The sequence below is a fragment of the Mixta sp. BE291 genome, from assembly GCF_031457955.1.
In the GTDB taxonomy this organism is placed as follows: domain Bacteria; phylum Pseudomonadota; class Gammaproteobacteria; order Enterobacterales; family Enterobacteriaceae; genus Mixta.
In genome coordinates this window covers 167,090-186,498 of record NZ_JAVDXN010000003.1, presented here as the reverse complement: position 1 = coordinate 186,498, position 19,409 = coordinate 167,090, and the positions used below count along the sequence as shown (strand labels likewise).

Annotated in this window: 13 protein-coding genes; 4 read left to right on the top strand and 9 right to left on the bottom strand. The window is 55.8% G+C overall.

The features are described from left to right. Positions 1–18: 18 nt before the first annotated feature. Positions 19–3,246, top strand: coding sequence for a carbamoyl-phosphate synthase large subunit (carB, locus tag J2X14_RS08420; protein WP_352410773.1), 3,228 nt, complete (start codon positions 19–21; stop codon positions 3,244–3,246). Positions 3,247–3,329: 83 nt separating this feature from the next. Here the strand turns inward: carB and J2X14_RS08415 are convergent, their stop codons facing one another. Then, a complete protein-coding gene (locus J2X14_RS08415) occupies positions 3,330–3,866 on the bottom strand; it encodes a bactofilin family protein (protein ID WP_352410772.1) in 537 nt (178 codons plus the stop codon). Between the two features lie 775 nt (positions 3,867–4,641). Here J2X14_RS08415 and folA point away from each other — a divergent pair. After that, on the top strand, positions 4,642–5,127 hold the full coding sequence (gene folA, locus J2X14_RS08410; protein ID WP_352411077.1) for a type 3 dihydrofolate reductase: 486 nt from the start codon (positions 4,642–4,644) through the stop codon (positions 5,125–5,127). A 102-nt stretch (positions 5,128–5,229) separates the two neighbouring features. Continuing rightward, the gene (locus J2X14_RS08405) at positions 5,230–7,113 is read left to right on the top strand and encodes a PhoX family protein (RefSeq protein WP_352410771.1); all 1,884 of its coding nucleotides are present in this window, start codon (positions 5,230–5,232) and stop codon (positions 7,111–7,113) included. A 30-nt stretch (positions 7,114–7,143) separates the two neighbouring features. Here J2X14_RS08405 and apaH read toward each other — a convergent pair whose 3' ends face one another. Genes apaH through lptD form a run of 6 tightly spaced genes read right to left on the bottom strand, consistent with a single transcriptional unit; the run spans position 7,144 to position 13,948 of the window. Further along, positions 7,144–8,007 carry a bis(5'-nucleosyl)-tetraphosphatase (symmetrical) ApaH gene (gene apaH / locus J2X14_RS08400; RefSeq protein WP_352410770.1) on the bottom strand — a complete coding sequence of 288 codons (864 nt, stop codon included), beginning with the start codon at positions 8,005–8,007 and terminating at the stop codon, positions 7,144–7,146. Between the two features lie 53 nt (positions 8,008–8,060). Continuing rightward, positions 8,061–8,438 carry a Co2+/Mg2+ efflux facilitator ApaG/CorD gene (gene apaG, locus J2X14_RS08395; protein WP_352410769.1) on the bottom strand — a complete coding sequence of 126 codons (378 nt, stop codon included), beginning with the start codon at positions 8,436–8,438 and terminating at the stop codon, positions 8,061–8,063. A gap of 4 nt (positions 8,439–8,442) precedes the next feature. Then, positions 8,443–9,264 carry a 16S rRNA (adenine(1518)-N(6)/adenine(1519)-N(6))-dimethyltransferase RsmA gene (rsmA, locus tag J2X14_RS08390; RefSeq protein WP_352410768.1) on the bottom strand — a complete coding sequence of 274 codons (822 nt, stop codon included), beginning with the start codon at positions 9,262–9,264 and terminating at the stop codon, positions 8,443–8,445. Continuing rightward, complete coding sequence (pdxA, locus tag J2X14_RS08385) at positions 9,257–10,249, bottom strand: 4-hydroxythreonine-4-phosphate dehydrogenase PdxA (protein WP_352410767.1); 993 nt, start codon at positions 10,247–10,249, stop codon at positions 9,257–9,259. Before pdxA ends, rsmA begins: the two co-directional genes overlap by 8 nt. Next, positions 10,239–11,534 carry a peptidylprolyl isomerase SurA gene (gene surA, locus J2X14_RS08380; protein WP_352410766.1) on the bottom strand — a complete coding sequence of 432 codons (1,296 nt, stop codon included), beginning with the start codon at positions 11,532–11,534 and terminating at the stop codon, positions 10,239–10,241. Before surA ends, pdxA begins: the two co-directional genes overlap by 11 nt. A 53-nt stretch (positions 11,535–11,587) precedes the next feature. Continuing rightward, complete coding sequence (gene lptD / locus J2X14_RS08375) at positions 11,588–13,948, bottom strand: LPS assembly protein LptD (RefSeq protein ID WP_352410765.1); 2,361 nt, start codon at positions 13,946–13,948, stop codon at positions 11,588–11,590. A 182-nt stretch (positions 13,949–14,130) separates the two neighbouring features. On the opposite strand from lptD, the gene djlA reads away from it, so the two are divergent. Beyond that, positions 14,131–14,958, top strand: coding sequence for a co-chaperone DjlA (djlA, locus tag J2X14_RS08370; RefSeq protein ID WP_352410764.1), 828 nt, complete (start codon positions 14,131–14,133; stop codon positions 14,956–14,958). A gap of 820 nt (positions 14,959–15,778) precedes the next feature. Here djlA and rluA read toward each other — a convergent pair. Beyond that, on the bottom strand, positions 15,779–16,432 hold the full coding sequence (gene rluA / locus J2X14_RS08365; RefSeq protein ID WP_352411076.1) for a bifunctional tRNA pseudouridine(32) synthase/23S rRNA pseudouridine(746) synthase RluA: 654 nt from the start codon (positions 16,430–16,432) through the stop codon (positions 15,779–15,781). A gap of 23 nt (positions 16,433–16,455) precedes the next feature. Further along, positions 16,456–19,359 carry an RNA polymerase-associated protein RapA gene (rapA, locus tag J2X14_RS08360; RefSeq protein ID WP_352410763.1) on the bottom strand — a complete coding sequence of 968 codons (2,904 nt, stop codon included), beginning with the start codon at positions 19,357–19,359 and terminating at the stop codon, positions 16,456–16,458. Positions 19,360–19,409: the final 50 nt, after the last annotated feature.

Here is a 19,409-nt window from a genome sequence, read left to right as displayed (position 1 = left end):
AGGAAAGGAACAGAGATAATGCCAAAACGTACTGACTTAAAATCCATCCTGATTCTGGGCGCTGGCCCGATTGTTATCGGCCAGGCGTGCGAGTTCGACTATTCCGGTGCGCAGGCCTGCAAAGCGTTACGCGAGGAAGGCTACCGCGTGATTTTGGTTAACTCCAATCCGGCGACGATCATGACCGATCCGGAAATGGCAGATGCCACCTATATTGAGCCGATCCACTGGGAAGTGGTACGTAAAATCATCGAAAAAGAGCGCCCGGATGCGGTGCTGCCGACGATGGGCGGCCAGACGGCGCTGAACTGCGCGCTGGAGCTGGAGCGTCAGGGCGTGCTGGAAGAGTTTGGCGTCACCATGATTGGCGCTACCGCCGATGCGATTGATAAAGCGGAAGACCGCCAGCGTTTCGATAAGGCGATGAAGAAAATCGGCCTGGAAACGGCGCGTTCCGGCATTGCGCACACCATGGAAGAAGCGTTGCAGGTGGCCGCGGATGTCGGCTTCCCCTGCATTATCCGTCCTTCCTTTACGATGGGCGGCAGCGGCGGCGGCATCGCCTATAACCGCGAAGAGTTTGAAGAGATTTGCGAACGCGGTCTGGATCTTTCCCCTACCAACGAGCTGCTGATTGATGAGTCGCTGATTGGCTGGAAAGAGTATGAGATGGAGGTGGTGCGCGATAAGAATGATAACTGCATCATCGTCTGTTCTATCGAAAACTTCGATCCGATGGGTATCCACACCGGCGATTCCATCACCGTGGCACCGGCGCAAACGCTGACCGATAAAGAGTATCAAATCATGCGTAACGCCTCGATGGCGGTGCTGCGTGAAATCGGCGTGGAAACCGGCGGTTCTAACGTGCAGTTTGCGGTCAACCCCAAGAACGGCCGTCTGATTATTATTGAAATGAATCCGCGCGTATCGCGTTCATCGGCGCTGGCCTCTAAAGCGACCGGCTTCCCGATTGCGAAAGTCGCGGCGAAGCTGGCGGTAGGCTACACGCTGGATGAGCTGATGAACGACATCACCGGCGGTCGTACGCCAGCCTCGTTCGAGCCTTCCATCGACTATGTCGTCACCAAAATCCCGCGCTTTAACTTTGAAAAATTTGCCGGTGCCAACGATCGTCTGACCACGCAGATGAAATCGGTCGGTGAAGTGATGGCCATTGGCCGCACGTTACAGGAATCAATGCAGAAGGCGCTGCGCGGGCTGGAAGTTGGCGTTAACGGCTTCGACCCGAAAGTCCATCTGGACGATGCTGATGCGTTGACGCGTATTCGCCGCGAGCTGAAAGATGCCGGTGCCGATCGTATCTGGTACGTGGCCGACGCCTTCCGCGCTGGGCTGTCAGTGGATGGCGTATTTAATCTGACCAATATCGATCGCTGGTTCCTGGTACAAATTGAAGAGCTGGTACGCCTGGAAGAGCAGGTGGCTCAGGAAGGCATTAACGGCCTGACTGCGGATTTCCTGCGTACCCTGAAGCGCAAGGGCTTTGCCGATGCGCGCCTGGCGGATCTGGCTGGCGTCAGCGAGTCAGAAGTGCGCAAGCTGCGCCAGCAGTACAATCTGCATCCGGTTTATAAACGCGTTGATACCTGCGCCGCCGAGTTTGCGACCGATACCGCTTATATGTACTCCACCTATGAGGAAGAGTGCGAAGCGAACCCGAACCAGGATCGTGAAAAAATCATGGTGCTGGGCGGCGGGCCGAACCGTATCGGCCAGGGCATTGAGTTCGACTACTGCTGTGTCCATGCGGCGCTGGCGCTGCGTGAAGATGGTTATGAAACCATCATGGTCAACTGTAACCCGGAAACCGTATCAACCGATTACGACACCTCTGACCGCCTCTATTTCGAGCCGGTAACGCTGGAAGATGTGCTGGAAATCGTACGTCTGGAGCAGCCAAAAGGCGTTATCGTACAGTATGGCGGTCAGACGCCGCTGAAGCTGGCGCGTGCGCTGGAAGCCGCTGGCGTACCGGTTATCGGCACCAGCCCGGACGCTATCGACCGTGCGGAAGACCGCGAGCGCTTCCAGCAGGCGGTGGATCGCTTGGGCCTGAAGCAGCCCGCGAATGCCACGGTAACCGCGCTGGAGCAGGCGGTGCAGAAAGCGGTCCAGATTGGTTATCCGCTGGTGGTGCGTCCTTCCTACGTGCTGGGCGGACGGGCGATGGAAATTGTCTACGACGAGCAGGATCTAAAACGCTACTTCCAGACCGCTGTTTCCGTCTCTAACGATGCGCCGGTGCTGCTGGATCGCTTCCTGGATGATGCGGTAGAAGTGGACGTTGACGCGATTTGCGACGGCGAACGCGTGCTGATCGGCGGCATTATGGAACATATTGAGCAGGCCGGGGTGCACTCTGGTGACTCCGCCTGTTCGTTACCGGCCTATACGCTGAACAGCGAAATCCAAAACGTGATGCGTCAGCAGGTTGAGAAGCTGGCGTTTGAACTCTGCGTACGCGGCCTGATGAACGTGCAGTTTGCGGTAAAAGATAACGAAGTTTATCTGATTGAGGTGAACCCACGCGCCGCACGTACCGTGCCTTTTGTTTCCAAGGCGACCGGGGTGCCGCTGGCGAAAGTCGCTGCACGCGTGATGGCAGGCAAAACGCTGACGGAGCAGGGCGTCACGGAAGAAGTTATTCCGCCTTACTACTCCGTGAAAGAAGTGGTGCTGCCGTTTAACAAGTTCCAGGGCGTTGATCCCATCCTTGGCCCGGAGATGCGCTCTACGGGTGAAGTGATGGGCGTTGGCCGCACTTTCGCCGAGGCGTTCTCCAAAGCGATGCTGGGCGCGCAGTCCAATATGAAAAAGCAGGGCCGTGCGCTGCTGTCGGTACGCGAAGGCGATAAAAAACGTGTGGTTGACCTGGCTGCCAAGCTGTTGAAGTTTGGTTTCGAGCTGGACGCGACGCATGGTACGGCAGTCGTTCTGGGCGAAGCGGGCATTAACCCACGTCTGGTAAACAAAGTGCATGAAGGCCGTCCGCATATTCAGGACCGCCTGAAGAACGGTGAATACAGCTATATCGTCAATACCACTGCCGGACGCCAGGCGATTGAAGATTCTCGCGTTATTCGCCGCAGCGCGCTGCAGTATAAAGTGCATTATGACACCACGCTGAACGGCGGCTTTGCTACCGCGATGGCGCTGAATGCCGATCCAACGGAAAAAGTCACCTCCGTACAGGAAATGCACGCACAGATTAAGGCTAAATAAACCCTGCCTGATAACGGGTGGTGCAAGCGACGGCTCCTGCGGGAGCCGTTTTTATTGTTGTGCGTTAGCGGTCCGTCTCGTGCTCAAAGACGTTTTTTGTTAGGCGTAACATCGATCTTTTCTACGCTGGACGCATTTTCAGCAGGCAGAGCGGCTGAAGCGGCTGCCAGCCCGATAATGTTGGTTTGCGGGACAACCTCTGGTTTTCTGGAGGTTTCCACGCTGCCGACAAACATGGCGCCTTTTTTCACCGAAAGCGTGACATAATCGAGCGCGCCGTTAATATTGGCATGTTCACCGATATCCATCGATTCCGCTTTGCATTCGCCTTTAACGGTGCCGTTGATAATCAGTTCCTGGCTGGTAATATTGCCGTTGACCAGTCCGCTGCGCATTACCTTTACCACGCCGTCGGCGGCGATAATATTTCCCTGCACTTCGCCGTAAATATAAACCAGCCCCACCGCTTTGAGATTACCTTCAAAACAAACATCGCGGGCGATAACCGTATTGTTTGTCTGCTCGTCTACATTGGGTACGCTTTTATCCATCGAGACCGTTGGCATAATAGCCTCTTTTTTTGACGCTATTTCCGTGGATTTATTTTGTTTTTTAAACATAGTAAGTATCTTCCGTTGTAATACATGAAGTAAAAAGAACCCGACAGCAAGGGAACCGAAGGTTCCTGCCCAGGTAAAGGAGAAGAAGCTGAAGACCAGCGCCAGCAACCAGCAGAAAAGCCCGCTATTAAAGAAAATGTATTGCCTGTCCATATTGGCTTTTAAAAGCTCCCTGTGTCCGCGAGGATGTATTAACAATCGAACTGGATAGTTAGCAGGTCAAACGTGCCGTTCTTTGTTTGTTCTGTTTCCTGCCGCTGCGCTACCCGGGTTTACGGAGGGTTTTAAAATGTCTGTTGTATTATTGTTGCTAAATAATTTGTATCGATAAATTAATTATTAACTTCATCATTAAATGCAAAAATAAGCATTATTTTGGCGTCTATTCTGGCAATGATCGGTTAATTATAAAAAGCGTTATTTTTCTGCTGTTGAAATTATCTTTCTTTAAAGAAAGTTTCAAGCGGAGTTATGCCACTTCCTGGCGTGACGCACAAAAATAAGCATTCAGGATATAAGGCGCAACTGGCCAGGCTTACCCTGCACAGACAGGCAAAGCCACGCTCCATTAGGGTCGCTGGCAAGCAACATCTGGCGTTTTTGCACCTTCACTATTTCCCTGGAAAAATCCCACAGACGGCGGTGCCGATGCCGCTTTTGTCATCCACCGTCACGGTTTAAAAACCTTTACGTAAATCCACTAACGAGGCTATCGACGAAAGTTTCGCCTTTACGTATGATGGCGCCAATTTTACACCCTGTTGAGTAACTTATGATGATAAGCCTGATAGCGGCTTTGGCAGCCGATCGCGTTATTGGGATGGAAAACGCTATGCCATGGGATCTGCCTGCGGACTTAGCGTGGTTTAAGCGTAATACGTTGAATAAGCCGGTGATTATGGGCCGTCTTACCTGGGAATCGATTGGTCGCCCGTTGCCGGGTCGCCATAACATTGTGGTCAGCAGCCAGCCGGCAAAAAACAGCGATAATGTCACCTGGGTGACATCGCTGGAAGCGGCTTTAGCAGCGGCTGGCGACGTTGAAGAGATCATGGTGATTGGCGGCGGCCGCATTTATGAGCAGATGTTAGATCGTGCCGATCGTATCTATCTGACGCATATTGATGCCGAAGTGGAAGGCGATACCCATTTCCCGGACTATGAGCCGGACGAATGGCAATCGGTATTCAGTGAGTTTCACGATGCCGATGAGAAAAACTCGCACAGCTACTGCTTTGAAATCCTCGAACGTCGCGCATAACGTCGGTTAAAAGCCATTTATCTGCCCGCTGTAACATGGCTGTCATTTATCCTCACTAGCATTGCTTTCACTCTGGGAAACTACAACGGGAAGCAATGCAAAATGAGCGATAAAATCCTTGAATTAAATATGGAATCACTGCCAAGCCCGGCGCGTCGTAAGCTGTTAGCCGGCACCGGCGCATTAGGGCTGGCAGGCTTTCTTGGCGGCGGCATCAGCTTTTCCGCCGTTGCGAAAATGCAGACATCGCCCAAAGGCAGCCCGCTGTTGGGCTTTACCGCTATCCCTGCCTCTACCGCCGATGAGATGGCTATTGCGCCTGGCTATCGGGCCGAAGTGCTGATCTCCTGGGGCGAGCCGCTGGTAGACGGCGCGCCTGCATTCGATCCTCAGGGAAACAACAGCGCCGCCGACCAGGAAAAACAGTTCGGTGATAATAATGATGGCATGAGTTTTTTCGCCCTGGATGAAAACCGTGGCGTGATGGCGATTAATAATGAATATGTGAACGAACAGTATCTGTTTGCTCATGGCGGCAGCAAGGCGGTTAACGCTGAAGATGTAAAAAAATCGCAGGCGGCGCATGGCGTATCGATCGTTGAAGTCGCGCGTAGTGAAGATAACCGCTGGCGAGTGGTACGTCCTTCGCAGTATAACCGCCGTATTACGGCTAACACCGTGATGCATTTTTCCGGCCCGGCGGCAGGCCACGCGGCGCTGCAAACCACCGCCGATCCTCAGGGTAAAACGGTGCTGGGCACCTTCGGCAACTGCGCCAACGGAAAAACCCCCTGGGGAACCTATCTGACCTGCGAAGAGAACTTTGACACCTATTTCGGCACCAAAGCCGCTGATTTTAGCCCAACCGCCCAGCAAAAACGTTACACCCTGAAAGCCAACGAGCCGGAGCGTAACTGGTCCGATTTTGACGAGCGTTTCGACGTAGCGAAAAATCCCAACGAATTTAACCGTCACGGCTGGATTGTCGAGATCGATCCACTCGATCCGCAGTCGGTGCCGGTAAAGCGTACCGCGCTGGGACGTTTCAAGCATGAAAACGCAGCGGTCACGGTGGCAAAAAGCGGCGAGCTGGTGGTCTATATGGGCGACGACGAGCGCGGAGAATATATCTATAAATTCGTCTCCTCGGGTAAAGTCGACCACGGCAATCCCTCAGCGAATAAAGCGCTGCTGGACGAAGGAACGCTTTATGTCGCGATATTTGAAGGGGACAAGAGCGGTACGCCGCTGAAAGGAACCGGACGCTGGCTGGCGCTGGTGCAGGGTGAAAACGGACTAACGGCGGAAAATGGCTTTGCGCATCAGGCGGATATTTTAATCAACGCGCGGGCGGCGGCGGACGTGGTTAAAGCCACGCGGATGGATCGCCCGGAGTGGATCGCGGTGAACCCGCACGATGGCCGCGCCTATTGCACGCTGACCAATAATAACAAGCGCGGCAACGAGAAGATGCCGATTGATGCGGCTAACCCGCGTCCTGACAACATCTACGGACAGATTATTCGCTGGGATGAGCAGGGCGACGCTACGGCGCAGCAGTTCGGCTGGGATATCTTTGCGCTGTGCGGAAACCCGATTGCGCACCCGCAGGGCGTACAGCGTGGTACGCCAAATATTACCGCTGATAATACCTTTAACAGCCCGGACGGGCTGGGCTTTGATAGCGCCGGACGGTTGTGGATCCTGACCGATGGGAAATACAGCAATGAGGGGGATTATCAGGGGCAGGGGAATAATCAGATGTTGGTCGGCGATCCCAATAGCGGCGAAATCCGCCGTTTTATGGTGGGGCCGAAATCCTGCGAGCTAACCGGCATTACCTTTACGCCGGATTACCGCACGATGTTTGTTAACGTGCAGCATCCGGGCGAAGAGGGCGACTCTCACTTCCCCAACAACAGCCCACGACCACGTTCGTCGGTGATGATGATCACCCGCGAAGATGGCGGCGTCATCGGCGCCTGAACATAACGACCGGGCCGTCTGGCCCGGTTATTAATCAGCGCGCAGCGCGGCCGAAGCGGTGTCACCGCCTTCGCTGGCCTGCAGGCGATTTGACGGCTGGATAAACAGCTGGCGATCCTCCCAGCGCAGCATCGTCAACGTACCGCCCCAGCAGCAGCCGGTATCAAGGCCGATAATGCCTTCCGGGGTGCCTTTACCTTCCAGCGAAGCCCAGTGACCAAAAATAATCGTATAGTCGCGCGCAACCGGACCGCCGATGGTAAACCAGGGCTTGAGCGGCGGCGGCGCGGAATTGGGCGTATCTTTGCAGATCATATCCAGCTGCCCGTTCGGAAAGCAGAAGCGCATCCGCGTTAAGGCATTGGTGCTGAAGCGCAGGCGCGCCAGCCCGGTCAGCTCAGGCGTCCAGTTGTTTGGCATATCGCCATACATCGCATTCAGAAACAGCGGATAGCTGTCGCTGGCGAGCACCGACTCGACCTCACGCGCGCACATTTTCGCGGTTTCGATATCCCACTGCGGCGTAATACCGGCGTGCGCCATCACCAGCTTTTTCTCTTCATCCACCTGCAACAGCGGCTGACGACGTAGCCAGTTGATCAGCTCGTCCGCGTCTGGCGCTTCCAGCAGCGGCGTAATGCGATCTTTGGGTTTATTACGGCTGATGCCAGCGAAAACCGCCAGCAGATGCAGATCGTGGTTGCCCAGCACCATCCGCACCGCGCTGCCAAGCGAGCGCACATAGCGCAGTACTTCCAGCGAGCCGGGGCCGCGTGCGACCAGATCGCCGGTTAACCACAGCGTATCTTTTTCAGCATCAAAGGCGACCTGTTGCAGCAGCGAGTGCAGTTCATCGTAACAGCCATGAACATCGCCAATCAGATATGTACTCATGAAATAATTATCCGGAGAAGAAACGGCAAACCCGGCCGCAGCCGGGTTTCTCATCAGTGAATGCGCGAAGGCACGGCGAGGCGGAAAACGGGGATATCGACATGGAACTGTTCGCCGCGTTCATCAATCATCACGTAGTGCCCCTGCATGGTGCCCATCGGCGTTTCCAGTACGGCACCGCTGGTATATTGAAATTCATCGCCTGGCGCAATATAAGGCTGTTCGCCGATAACGCCATCGCCCTGAACTTCCGTTTCACGCCCGTTGCCGTTGGTGATTAACCAGTAGCGGCTACGCAGCTGCACTTTTTCGTGCCCCAAATTGCGGATGGTAATGGTATAAGCGAACACGTAGCGATCTTCATCCGGGGCAGATTGCGATTCGACGTAAAAACTCTGTACCTGAACACAAACTCGGGACGACTCAATCATGCGTTTAACTCTCCTGCGGCTCGGGATGCGCAGATAACCAGTTTGCTAACTGACAATATTGCGCAACGGTAACATTTTCCGCACGCAGGCTGCCATCAACACCCAAACTTTCCATTACCTCAGCGCTGAACAGATGGCCAAGGCTATTGCGCAGCGTTTTGCGGCGCTTGCCGAAGGCTTCGGTGGTGATGCGGCTCAGCACGCGCACATCCTTAACCGGATTTGGCTGCACCGCGTGCGGAACCAAACGTACCACGGCGGAATCCACTTTTGGTGCGGGCGTAAAGGATTCCGGCGGCACTTCCAGTACCGGAATGACCTGACAATAATATTGCGCCATGACGGTTAAGCGTCCATAGGCTTTACTGTCCGGGCCAGCAACCAGGCGGTTGACCACCTCTTTTTGCAGCATAAAGTGCATATCTTTGATCGCACTAGTATAGCTGAAAAGGTGGAACATCAACGGCGTGGAGATGTTGTAGGGCAGGTTGCCGAAGACGCGCAGCGGCTGACCGCGATCGGCCGCCAGTTGAGCGAAATCGAAGGTCATGGCATCCTGCTGAAAAATAGTCAGCTTAGGCCCAAGGAAAGGATGGGTCTGCAGACGTGCAGCCAGATCGCGATCCAGTTCGATAACGGTTAACGCATCAAGGCGTTCGCCGACGGGTTCGGTCAGGGCGCCAAGGCCGGGACCAATCTCCACCATCGCTTCGCCACGCTGCGGATGGATAGCGGCAACGATGCTTTCGATAATGTAAGAGTCGTTAAGGAAGTTTTGCCCAAAACGTTTGCGGGCGAAATGACCCTGGTGGACGCGATTATTCATTGACTTCTTTGATCATATTGATGGCGAGATTAAGCGCCGTGATGAAGCTTCCCGCATCGGCGTTGCCCTGACCGGCCAGTTCCAGCGCGGTGCCGTGGTCAACGGAGGTACGGATAAATGGCAGGCCGAGGGTGATATTCACCGCGCGGCCAAAGCCCTGATATTTTAACACCGGCAGGCCCTGATCGTGATACATCGCCAGAACCGCATCGGCATGCTGAAGATATTTGGGCTGAAATAGCGTATCCGCTGGCAGCGGGCCAGTGAGCTGCATGCCTTGTTGACGCAATTTATCCAGCGCCGGAATAATGGTGTCGATCTCTTCGCGGCCCATATGTCCGCCTTCACCCGCGTGTGGATTCAGGCCGCAAACCAGAATATGCGGCTGAGGAATGCCAAATTTACGCTGTAGATCCTGATGCAGGATGGTGATCACTTCATGCAGGCTGGCTTCGGTAATGGCGTCGGCCACCGCTTTCAACGGCAGATGGGTGGTTGCCAGCGCCACGCGCAACTCTTCGGTCGCCAGCATCATCACCACGCGCTCGCAGGCGGCGCGGTCGGCAAAAAACTCCGTATGGCCACTAAAGGCGATACCGGCATCGTTAATCACGCCTTTATGCACCGGGCCGGTAATCAAGGCAGAGAATTCACCGCTAAGGCAGCCGTCGCAGGCGCGTGCCAGCGTTTCCAACACATAGTGGCTGTTCGCCACCGCCAGCTCGCCGGCGTTGACCGGCGCCGCCAGCTCAACCGGCAGCACGGTCAACGTGCCCGCGCGCTGTGGCTGGGCAGCGGTGCCCGGCTGGTATGGCCGCAGCGTCAGCGGCAGGCCTAACTGTTGCGCGCGCGCGGTCAGCAGCTGAGGTGAGGCGCAAACCACCAGCTCAACCGGCCAGTCGCGCTGCGCCAGCGCCAGCGTAACGTCGGGACCAATCCCGGCGGGTTCGCCGGGAGTGATAACTACGCGAGCATTATTGAGCATGGCTACCCAGGATTTTCACGTAGGCGCTGGCGCGCTGTTCCTGCATCCAGGTTTGCGCTTCTTCAGCGAACTTACGGTTAAACAGCAGGCGGTAAGCACGCTCTTTTTGCGCCGCATCGGTTTTATCAACCTGACGCGTGTCCAGCAGCTGAATCAGATGCCAGCCAAAAGAGGAGTGAACCGGCTGACTGGTTTCGCCTTTATGCAGACGCAACAGCGCATCACGGAAGGCCGGATCAAAGATTTCCGGTGAGCTCCAGCCGAGATCGCCGCCCTGGTTAGCCGAGCCCGGATCGTCAGAGAACTGCTTAGCGGCGGCCGCAAAGTTAGTTTTGCCGCTCTTGATGTCGCTGGCGATCTGCGTCAGTTTCTGGCGCGCCTGGTCATCGGTCATAATCGGTGACGGCTTCAGCAGAATATGACGCGCATGTACCTCAGTTACCGAGATATTCTGCTGCTCGCCACGCAGATCGTTGACTTTCAGGATATGGAAGCCGACGCCGGAGCGAATCGGGCCGACGATGTCGCCTTTTTTCGCCGTGCTCAGCGCGCGCGCAAACAGGGTAGGCAGCTCTTCGATCTTGCCCCAGCCCATGTTGCCGCCCTGTAACGCCTGCGGATCGGCGGAGTAGGTCACCGCCAGCTTACCGAAGTCAGCGCCGCTGTTGAGCTCGCCCATCAGCTGCTTCGCCAGCGTTTCCTGCTCGTCCACCTGTTGCTGCGTCGGGTTTTCCGGCAGCGGCAGCAGGATGTGGCTGACATTCAGTTCGGTGCCCTGCGAGTTTTGCGCGGAAACCTGTTTTGCCAGCGTATCCACTTCCTGCGGCAGAATGGTCACGCGACGACGCACTTCATTGTTACGTACTTCCGCAATCTGCATCTCCTTGCGGATCTGCTCACGGTAGGCGCTATAGTTCACGCCGTCATAGGCCAGACGGCTGCGCATCTGATCCAATGACATATGGTTCTGCGCCGCGATATTGGTAATCGCCTGGTCCAGCTGTTGATCGGAGATCTGTACGCCCATCTGCTTGCCCATCTGCAGGATAATGTTATCCATCACCAGACGTTCGACAATTTGATGGCGCAGCGTGCGGTCATCAGGCAGCTGCTGTCCAGCCTGCTGCGCCTGCGCTTTCACCGAATGCATCATGCCATCAACATCACTTTCCAGAACGACGCCGTTATTGACCACGGCGGCGACTTTATCGACTACCTGCGGGGCTGCGATCGCGGTGTTAGCGGCCAGCGCCACACCCAGTATCAGCATTCTCCAGTTCTTCATACTTTTTCCATTTTCTTTCCGCACAGCGGGTTTGCCTGTCAAACATTACAACATCAGAAAGCGCGCTGGTAAGGCAAAATGCCCTGACGTAGCATTTGGTTGGAACCCAGGCCGTAGTTCGGGCTCAGGCCACGCAACTCAATGTTGAATGAGATTTGGTTTTCGTACTTACTGTCGTCTTTTTCCCAGCCGTTGATTTTACGCTGGTAACCCACGCGGACGGCATAACAGCAGGAGCTATACTGCAAGCCCACCAGTTGCTCAGCCGCCTTTTTCTCCTTGGTATCATAGTAGTATGCGCCTACTACTGCCCAGGAGTCGGCAATTGGCCAACTGGCCGTCATCCCAACCTGCGAAATACCGTTTTCGTAAATCGGGTTGTTGGTAATGTTGCGGTTCAGCGCGCTGGCCACATATTCCGGGCTGCTGTAACGGTAGTTCAGCTGCACCATGCGGTCAGCGTCACGACGGTATTCCACCACCGCGTTGCCCTGCGCAACATTATCCAGACGCGTATCATACTGAACGCCACCACGTACGCCCCAACGGTCGCTGACGCGCCACCAGGTGTCACCGGCCCAGATCAGGCTGCCGGTGTCATCTTCCTCGCTGGTAGCGTTCAGCCCCGTGCGCGACGGGGTAAACGAGTAGATTTGACCTACAGACAGGTTAAAACGTTCAACCAGATCGGTATCATAAATACGCGTGGTCAGGCCGCTGGCAACCTGGTTGGCTGAAGCGATACGATCCAGACCGCTGTAAGTGCGATCGCGGAACAGGCCGGTGTAGTCCGTTTGCAGCAGCGTGGAGTCATACGCCTGGATATGGCTCTGGTCGCGATAAGGGACATAAAGATACTGCATGCGCGGCTCAAGCGTCTGGGTATAGCCTTCCGCCCAGTTCATATTGCGCTCAAACACCATGCGGCCATCCACTTTGAACTGCGGCATGACGCGGTTAACGTCTTCTTTTAGCTGGTTATTCGCGTTGCCCGGTCGGGAATTATAGTAATCAACGTTGCTCTGCTGGTAGTGGGTCGCCAGCAGCTTCGCCTCGGTGTTCAGGCTGCCCCAGTCGTTAGCCAGCGGCAGGTTGATGGTGGGTTCCAGGTGCAGACGTACCGCATCCGGCAGATCGTCGTTTACGTTGGTGAACTGCACCGCCTGCGCATAGAGATGGGTATCAAACGGTCCGATATCATTTTTGTAATAGTTAAAGTCGAACTGCGGCTGCGCACGATAAATGTTTCTGGTGCGGTTGGTATCAAAGATCTGGAAATCTTTGCTGGAAAGGGTGGCATCCCAGTTGGTGTCCGCATAGCCAACGCTGAATTTCTGCGTGGCATAACCGTCGGTGGTGGAGTAGTACTCCGAGTCAAGATCGTTGAAGTAATAAGGATCGCTGACTTTGGTGTAGTTGGCGTTAAAGCGCCAGTGCTGCTGATAAACGCCGGAATGGCGCCAGAAGAACAGCCAACGGTTGGAATCGCCGTCGTCACTGCCGCGCGCCGCTTCGTCACGCTTGTATTCGTCATCGCTTGGCAGATAGTCAAACTCAATCAGGCCCGCGCCTGCGGTGGTCAGATAGCGGAATTCGTTCTGCCACTGCAGGCCGCGCTTGCTCTGATAGTTTGGCGTGATGGTGGCATCCATCTGCGGCGCGATGTTCCAGTAATAGGGCAGTGCAAACTGAAAGCCATCATTGTCGCTGTATTTCGCGTTCGGGATCAGGAAGCCCGAGCGGCGGCGATCGCCGATCGGCAGCTGCAAATAGGGGCTGTAAAACACCGGCACCGCGCCGATTTTAAAGCGTGCGTTCCAGATTTCCGCAACCTGCTCTTCACGATCCTGAATCACCTGCGAGCCAACCACGCTCCAGCTATTGCTGCCGGGCAGGCATGAGGTAAAGGTGCCGTTTTCCAGGATGGTATAGCGGTTGTCGCCACGCAGCTTCATCTGATCGGCAGTACCGCGTCCCTGGCGGCCAACCATTTGATAATCGCCGTTCCAGACGTTGGTATCTTTGGTATTCAGGTTAGACCAGGCTTTTGGCCCTTTCAGGATCACCTGGTTGTCATCATAGTGAACATTACCCAGTGCATCGACGGTGCGCAGCGGGGCAGTCTGGCCTGGCTGTTGGCGCTGATGCAGCTGAACTTCATCAGACTGCAGGCGGCTGTTGCCCTGCTGGATATCTACGTTGCCGGTAAATACCGCATCGTCGGGATAGTTACCCTTCGCATCATCAGAATGTATCGTTACCGGCAGTTGATTGGCGTCACCCTGAACCACGGGACGAGTATAGTTGGGTACGCCCAGCATGCACTGCGACATTAAATCGTCGGCGAGAGCATGCTGACTATAAAGCGCTGCGCCAATCATTGTGGCCAGCAGTGTGGGTATACGTTTTTTCATACGCGGTATCGAGAATTCCGTAATTACTGGCATCATGCCGACAAAACGGTCAGAGACTAACGTACTGAACTGCGTTGCGCCAGTGTTAATCCTTGTCTGTCCGCGTTGCCGTTAGGCAGTGGGATAAATGACAGGTATGATAATGCAATTTTTAGCCTTCGGCATGGCGAATTGAGGAGTATATGCGCTATTGGGGAAAAGTAATTGGTCTGCTGCTGGGATTGTTATCTGGCGCGGGCTTTTGGGGGCTGCTGATAGGGCTGGTGCTGGGTCACTTAGTCGATAAAGTCCGTGCAGCGCAGGGAAAGGCCTGGTTCTCGAATAATCAGACCCGGCAATCTATTTTTTTCCGCACCACCTTTCAGGTGATGGGGCATCTTACCAAGTCAAAAGGGCGGGTAACCGAAGCCGATATCCAGATCGCTTCGCAGCAGATGGATCGGATGCAGCTGCACGGCGCGGCGCGTACGCAGGCGCAGCAGGCGTTTCGTGAAGGTAAGCAGAGTCATTATCCGTTGCGCAATAAGCTGCGCGAGCTGCGTAGCGCCTGTTTTGGCCGTTTTGATCTGATTCGTATGTTTTTAGAGATTCAGATTCAGGCTGCATTCGCAGATGGTTCGCTGCATCCCAATGAGCGTCAGGTGTTATATGTGATCGCGGAGGAGTTAGGCATTTCGCGCACGCAGTTCGATCAGTTTCTGCGCATGATGGAGGGCGGTCAGCAGTTTGGCGGCGGCTATCATTCATGGGGCGGAGCCGGGCAGGGCGGGCCGAGTTATGGCGCGCAGCAGGGCCCGACGCTGGAAGCGGCCTGTAAGGTGTTAGGGGTGAAACCCAGCGATGATTATATGACGATTAAGCGCGCCTGGCGTAAGCAGATGGCGGAGCATCATCCCGATAAGCTGGTGGCGAAGGGGCTGCCGCCGGAGATGATGGAGATGGCGAAGCAGAAGGCGCAGGAGATTCAGGCCGCCTGGGATTTGATTCGCCGGGAGCGCAATTTTAAATAGCTGCGCAGGCGGGCGTTAGTCTGCTGTCTGGTCCGTGCTGGTGGTGAAACTTTGGCGCTGGTCTGCGGCAGGTTCGTGCTGGTTGCGGGGGCGGGCGCTAGTTTGCAGCCTGGTTCGTGCTGGTTGCGAGGTTTATACGTTAGTTTGTGACAGGTTCGTGCTGGTCGCGGGAGGGCCGGGGCCATCGGCGGCACGGCATGCACCCATCCCTGGGGCCTCCGCCCGCGCCTTCCCTGGCGCGGGAGGTCCGCCTCACGGCCCCGGCCCTCCCACTCCCTCAATCCCGTACTGCGATACTTAACCAACAAAAACCACATCGCTGTTAGATCAGCGGCGAACAGATAACTCAGTGGTCTGAAAAGCGATAAACAGGCGACTCGATAGTATGAGAAGCGGCGAACAGATGACTCAGTGATCTGAAAAGCGGCAAGCAGACAACGCAATAGTGTGGGAAGCGGCGAACAGGCGACTCAGAAGTATGGGATGCGGCGGGCGGGTCGTGTAGTAAAGCGTCCCGCGCCATGGACGGCGCGGGCCGAGCTGTCATGGATGACGTCTTTTGCGTCTTTACGGAACGACCCGCCCGCCGCTGACGCCCCACAAACATCCAGCCAACACAACCCCGCCGCGCGATCACCTAACCTTCAGCAACGCAACCTCGCCGCGCGATCACCTAACCTTCAGCAACACAACCCCGCCGCGCGATCACCTAACCTTCAGCAACGCAACCCCGCCGCGCGATCACCTAACCTTCAGCGACACAACCCCGCCGCGCAATCACCCGAACCACCAGTCGATGCAATCCGCGCCCGCAAACCCGTCAAAAATCCGCAGGCTGGCGGAACGTCATCTTATTGCCAAACGCGGGATGCGTAATCGTTAACCACTCCGCGTGCAGCTGCAAACGCGAGGCCATCGCCAGCGCCTCATCATGCGCATAAAAACGATCGCCTAAAATCGGATGCCCTAACGCCTGCATATGCACACGCAGCTGATGCGAACGCCCGGTAATCGGCTTCAGCTGAATACGGGCGCTATTATCCGCCGCCCGCTCCAGCACCAGATACTCCGTCTGCGCCGACTTACCGGTCTCAAAACAGACCTTCTGCTTCGGACGATTCGGCCAGTCGCAAATTAGCGGCAAATCCACCAAACCCTCATCCTTCGGCGGATGCCCCCAAATACGCGCAACATAACTCTTCTCCGGCTCACGCTCGCGAAACTGACGCTTCAGCTCACGCTCTGCGGCTTTCGTCAGCGCCACCACCAGCACGCCGCTGGTCGCCATATCCAGACGATGCACCGACTCCGCCTGCGGAAAATCGCGCTGAATGCGCGTCATCACGCTATCCTTATGCTCCTCAAGACGCCCAGGCACAGACAATAACCCGCTCGGCTTATTGACCACCATAATGTGATCGTCCTGATACAAAATATGCAGCCAGGGTTCCAGCGGCGGATTATACGGTTCCATCACCTGTGCGTTCTCCGGTTAGCTTATTGATGAGAAACAACAATCAGACGCAGCGCATCCAGACGCCAACCGGCATCGTTCAGGCTGGCTAACACCTCGCTGCGATTGCTCTCCAGCGCGGCGATCTCATCTTCACGGATATTCGGGTTAACCGCTTTCAGCGCCTGCAAACGCTCCAGCTCGGCACTCAGCTTCTCATCGGCCTCAGCGCGCGCCGCGTCAATCACCTTACGCGCCGCTTCCGCTGCCTGCGGCTCCGCCAGCTGAAGAATCGCATGCACATCCTGCTGCACCGCGTTCACCAGCTTACTGCCATTATGACGATTCACCGCGTTCAGCTGACGGTTAAAGCTCTCAAACTCCACCTTATCGGCCAGATTGGTACCCTTGCGATCCACCAGCAAACGCATCGGCGTCGGCGGCAGGAAACGGGTCAGCTGCAGATGTTTCGGCGCCTGCGCCTCAACCACATAAACCAGCTCAATCAACAGTGTACCCACCGGCAACGCCTTATTCTTCAGCAGCGACAGCGCGCAGCTGCCGGTATCGCCCGACAGAATAAGATCGAGGCCGTTACGAATAATCGGATGCTCCCAGGTCACATACTGCGCATCTTCACGCGACAGCGCCTGCTCACGATCGAACGTAATGGTACAGCCTTCCTCCGGCAGACCCGGAAAATCAGGCACCAGCATATGATCGGACGGCGTCAGCACAATCAGATTATCGCTGCGGTCTTCCTGATTAATGCCGACAATATCAAACAGATTCAGGGCGAAATTCACCAGCTCAATATGATTATCCTGCAGGCGGATCTCATCGGCCAGCGCCTCAGCTTTCGCGCCGCCGTTGGAGTTCAGCTCCAGCAAACGGTCACGACCCTGTTCCAGCTGGGAACGCAGCGCATCATGCTGCTTACGGCATGACTGAATAAATTCATCCAGCCCTTCATTGTCTTCCGGCGCGGCCAGATAGCTAATCAACCGATCGTGGACGCTATCGTACACGGTGCGGCCGGTCGGGCAGGTCTGTTCAAACGCATTTAGCCCCTCGTGATACCAACGCACCAGCACCGACTGCGCGGTCTTCTCCAGATAAGGCACCATGATTTCAATGTCGCGCGCCTGACCAATACGATCGAGACGACCGATACGCTGCTCCAACAAATCAGGGTTAAACGGCAGATCAAACATCACCAGTCGATTGGCGAACTGGAAATTACGGCCTTCAGAACCGATTTCCGAGCAGAGCAGCACCTGCGCGCCATCTTCTTCCGAGGCGAACCAGGCAGCGGCGCGGTCGCGGTCGATCAGCGAAAGTCCTTCATGGAACACGGCGGCACGAATACCTTCACGCTCGCGCAGCACCTGCTCCAGCTGCAAGGCGGTCGCCGCCTTGGCGCAGATCACCAGCACCTTCTCATCACGATTGCTGGTCAGATAGCCCATCAGCCATTCGACGCGCGGATCAAAATTCCACCAGGTGCCGCTGTCGCCTTCAAACTCCTGATAAATCTGCTCCGGGTAAAGCATATCGTAGGCGCGCTCTTCAGCGGATTTACGCGCCGCCATAATGCCGGACACCTTAATGGCTGTCTGATACTGCGTCGGCAACGGCAGACGGATCTGATGCAGCGTACGATGCGGGAAACCTTTCACGCCGTTACGGGTATTACGGAACAGCACGCGGCTGGTGCCGTGGCGATCCATCAGCATACGGATCAGCTCTTCGCGCGCGGCCTGCTTGCCGTCGCCCTTGCCGTTAGCCGTCTGCAATAGCGGCTCGATATCCTGCTCGCCGATCAGATCGCTAATGGCGTTCATGCCTTCGTTGTCGATCGCCTTATCTTCCAGCAGCGTAGCAACCGCATCGGCCACCGGACGGTAATTCTGTTGTTCTGCGACAAACTGCTCAAAATCGTGGAAACGATCGGGATCCAGCAGGCGCAGACGCGCAAAGTGGCTCTCCATGCCGAGCTGCTCAGGCGTTGCCGTCAACAGCAGCACGCCGGGGATCTGCTCCGCCAGCTGCTCGATCACCTGATATTCACGGCTCGGCTCGCCTTCGCTCCACGCCAGATGGTGCGCTTCATCCACCACCAGCAGATCCCATTCGGCCTCCGCCAGCAGCTCCAGACGCTGCTTATTACGGCGCACAAAATCAAGCGAACAGATCACCAGCTGTTCGGTATCGAACGGGTTATCGCTGTCGTGCTGGGCTTCGGCATAGCGCGCGTCGTCAAACAGCGAAAAGCGCAGGTTAAAGCGACGCAGCATCTCCACCAGCCATTGATGCTGCAACGTTTCCGGCACCACAATCAGCACGCGATCGGCGCGTCCCGCCAGCAGCTGCTGATGAATAATCATCCCGGCTTCGATGGTTTTACCCAGGCCCACTTCATCCGCCAGCAGAACGCGCGGCGCATGACGACGGCCCACATCATGGGCGATATGCAGCTGATGCGGGATCAGGTTGGTGCGCATACCGCGCAGGCCACTGATGGACAAACGGTACTGCTCGCTCTGATAGCGACGAGCGCGAAAACGCAGCGCAAAACGATCCATGCGGTCAAGCTGACCCGCGAACAGACGATCCTGCGGCTTGCTGAATACCAGCTTGCTATCAAGCAGGACTTCGCGCAGCTCTACAGGCTCCTGAGTATCCAGACGGGTACCGATATAGGTTACCAGACCATTATCATTGCGCACTTCAGCCACTTCCAGCTGCCAGCTTTCATGGCTGGTAATGGTGTCGCCGGGATTGAAGATCACACGGGTAATGGGAGAATCATTTCGGGCATAGAGACGGTTTTCACCGGTAGCAGGGAAAAGCAGGGTAACCATACGGGTATCCAGTGCAACCACAGTTCCCAGTCCCAGTTCGCTTTCCGTGTCGCTGATCCAGCGTTGACCAAGTGTAAAAGGCATAGATATTTAGCTCGATTCTCGTAATAACAGATGTCATGCTCCCGCTCGGA